A 3,632-nucleotide genomic window follows, 5' to 3' on the forward strand; every position below is an offset into this window, starting at 1 on the left:
CATTAATATTGAGTCATTATGTTAGATTATAACAAATAACTTCTAATTCTTGAAGAAAAATGATAGAATTGTCATAATAATGAACGAAACAAAGGATAATTTTATGGAAATTGGAATTGGCCTCTTTGGCTTAGGCACAGTCGGCAGTGGCGTGGTGAAAATCCTCCAAGACAATGCCGAACAAATTACAAAACGTACCGGTGCTCACCTTGTCGTGAAGCAAGCCGTCGTGCGTAATTTAGCAAAACAACGGACTGGTTTTCGCCAGAATTTTCCAATCACCGATGACCCCAATGACATTTTGGCAAATCCAGCCATTCAAATTGTTGTGGAGGTCATGGGTTCAATTGATCAAGCCTACACGATTATCAAACAAGCCCTGACTGCAAAAAAGCATGTCGTCACAGCCAACAAAGACTTGATTGCCAGTCGCGGTCAAGAACTCGTCGCCATTGCAGAAGCCAATGGCGTTGATTTATTTTTTGAAGCAGCGGTTGCCGGCGGTATCCCAATCCTGCGTACCCTGTCAACGAGTTTTACGGCGGACGAAATTTCTCGTGTTGCCGGTATTATTAATGGGACTAGTAACTTCATCTTAACGCAGATGGCCACTAATCACTTATCTTATCACGCAGCGTTGAAGCTAGCCCAAGAAAAAGGTTTTGCAGAATCTGATCCAACCAATGATGTCGACGGTTTTGATGCCGCCTACAAACTCATCATTTTGGCAAATTTTGCCTTTGGGATACAACCCGTGATGTCTGATTTAACCATTCAGGGTATTACAGGCTTAACTGATGCTGATATTGCGGATGCTAATAGTTTTGGCTATGCCCTTAAATTATTAGGGGTTGCACAACGCGTTGGGGAAACAAAAGATGCCATTAGTATCGAAGTGTCCCCACAATTAGTCCCTTTCACCCATCCGCTCGCCACAGTGAATAATGAAAATAATGCGGTCTTAGTCAATGGTGAGTCTGTTGGTGAAGTCATGCTTTATGGCCCTGGGGCTGGTGAAATGCCAACCGCTAATTCGGTGTTAAGTGACTTAACCAATGTGGCAACCGACCTCGCCTTAAACACACCTGGCCGTCCCTTTAACTCCTTTAACCAAAACATTGATTTGGCCAAGCCATCACAGCGTATTGCACGCCGGTTTATTGTGATTGAAGTAGATGATACACCAGGTGCGATGTATTCGGTGACTGGTATGTTTGCTGCGGCTAAAATTAGCTTTACCGATCTCAAACAAACCCCTGCTGCTAACGGTACCGCGCGCTTAGTCGCCTTAACCCATCCGGCTAGTGATGCCCAAATCAATCTCATTCGAACGACCATTCGCAATGCCGATGGTATCAATCTCGCTGCGGAGTATAAGTTATTCTCATGATTACAATTAAAGTACCAGCTACTAGCGCAAATATCGGTCCTGGTTTTGACTCACTAGGAATTGCCTTACAAACCTATTTAACCTTAGAAATTCACGAAGAAACCGCTGAATGGGTAGTAGAACACACAATGGGTGTTGCCATTCCCCATGATGCCACGCACTTCATTGTGGCGACTGCTCGCCAATTAGCCCCAGATCTGACACCCCATCGTTTGGTGGTCAAATCAGACATTCCATTAGCACGTGGCCTGGGCTCATCTTCATCGGCCTTACTGGCTGGTTTGGCGATGGCCAATGAATTGGCCAACTTACAGTTAACAGCTGATGACCTCTTAACGTATGCGACAAAACTAGAGGGACATCCAGATAATGTCGCGCCAGCATTATTTGGCGGCGGGGTCGCTGCCTACTTTGACGGCCAACACGTTTATCATGCCCCGATTCATTTCCCTGAGGATTTGCAATTCGTCACCTACATTCCTGACACGCAATTACTGACGGCCGCAGCGCGAGCTGCGTTGCCCGCCCAACTGGATTTTAAAACCAGTGTGGCAGCTGGTGCGATTGGCAATACCTTGATTGCAGCTCTCAATGCCAATGATTTTGAGACAGCCAAACACTTGATTGAAGCCGATAAATTCCACGAATCTGCGCGTCAACATTTGGTCCCGCATTTGGCACAAATTCGAACAATTGCCCATGACCTCGGGATTGTGGGCACTTACTTGTCCGGCGCAGGCCCAACAGTCATCACTGTAGCACCTGCCCAAGCCGCACAAAAATTACTAACAGCGCTGAAAGCTGCCGGTTTAGCTGGCACCTGCCAACAATTGCTGTTAGATACCACTGGCCTCACTATTCAAAAGGAAGATTAAACCCATGAAAGTTTCTAAATTTGGTGGCTCATCACTCGCTGACGGTCGCCAATTACAACGTGTTTTTGATATTATTCAGGCCGATAACGCCCGTAAAGTTGTGGTCGTTTCTGCCCCAGGTAAGCGTTTTAAAGACGATACCAAGGTGACTGATTTACTCCTTGCTTACGCCGAGGGAACAATTGCTGACACCGACACAACAGAGATTGTGCAAACCATTAAAGCCCGTTATCACGCCATCGGCGATTATTTTGATCTCCCTGCTTATGAATTAGCAGACATTGATGAACAAATTGATCATCTTGCCAAGAAGCACTACCGGTCGTTTGACTATCTCTACGCTGCTTTCGCCGCTCATGGTGAATTTCTCAACGCACAACTTGTCGCCAAAGTCTTCACCCACCTCGGCTTACCAGCCCGCTTCGTTGACCCCAAGGAAATTGGGCTCCGCGTTGATGATCACGCACGCTCAGCCACTTTCAATCCAAAATCTTACGATACGATTGCAAAACTCGATTTAACCACCAGTGAACGTTTGATTGTCCCCGGCTTTTTTGGTTACACGGAAAATGGTGATATGGCAACATTTTCACGGGGTGGTTCTGACATCACTGGTGCCATTATGGCACGCGGTTTGAGCGCTGATTTGTATGAAAACTTTACGGATGTCAGCGCAATCTATGCCGTTAATCCCAACATCATTGATCAACCTGCGGCTATCAAACAAATGACTTATGACGAAATGCGTGAATTGTCCTATGCGGGGTTTGCCGTCTTTCATGATGAAGCCATTATTCCAGCGATTCAGGGTGGCATTCGTATTAACATTAAAAATACCAACGACCCTGACGCGCCTGGTACTTTTATTGTGCCACCAACTGAAGTGCAGCAAACAGCACCGGTAACTGGTATTGCGAATTCTAATCGTTTTGCCGCCCTCTACCTCCACCGTTATTTGCTCAACAAAGAAGTTGGTTTCACCCTACGGATTCTGGAAATTTTAAAGCGTCACAACATTTCGTATGAACATATGCCATCAGGAATTGACGATTTAACCATTATTTTTGATAAAACCCTCCTTTCTCAGGCGCAAATTGATCATATGTTGGCTGACATTGCCGCCGAAATTAAGCCGGATACCCTCAAATGGTTACCAAGTTATGGCATTATCATGATTGTGGGCGAAGGGATGCGCAACCGTATTGGTGCGCTAACTGAAATCGTGGCACCGCTTAAAGATCAAGGCATTAGTTTGCAGATGGTGAACCAAGGCGCCAGTGAAATCTCAATTATGTTAGGTATTCAACCTGATTTAGCCGATCAAGCAGTTAAAGCCATTTATCATAATATTTTCACAGCCTAAAAAA

The 3,632-nt window shown here is 45.5% G+C and carries 3 protein-coding genes; all 3 read left to right on the plus strand.

The genetic code is table 11. The features are described from left to right. Positions 1-103: 103 nt before the first annotated feature. From ACW12G_RS07035 to ACW12G_RS07045, 3 genes are read left to right on the plus strand one after another with little or no spacing between them, the layout of a single operon-like run. A complete protein-coding gene (locus ACW12G_RS07035; RefSeq protein ID WP_029509325.1) occupies positions 104-1,390 on the plus strand; it encodes a homoserine dehydrogenase in 1,287 nt (428 codons plus the stop codon). Beyond that, the gene (thrB, locus tag ACW12G_RS07040) at positions 1,387-2,265 is read left to right on the plus strand and encodes a homoserine kinase (protein ID WP_278848045.1); all 879 of its coding nucleotides are present in this window, start codon (positions 1,387-1,389) and stop codon (positions 2,263-2,265) included. The genes ACW12G_RS07035 and thrB overlap by 4 nt, the downstream gene beginning before the upstream one ends. Positions 2,266-2,269: 4 nt before the next feature. After that, a complete protein-coding gene (locus ACW12G_RS07045) occupies positions 2,270-3,628 on the plus strand; it encodes an aspartate kinase (RefSeq protein ID WP_068849922.1) in 1,359 nt (452 codons plus the stop codon). Positions 3,629-3,632 lie beyond the last annotated feature (4 nt).

This window comes from Leuconostoc sp. (genome assembly GCF_965300815.1).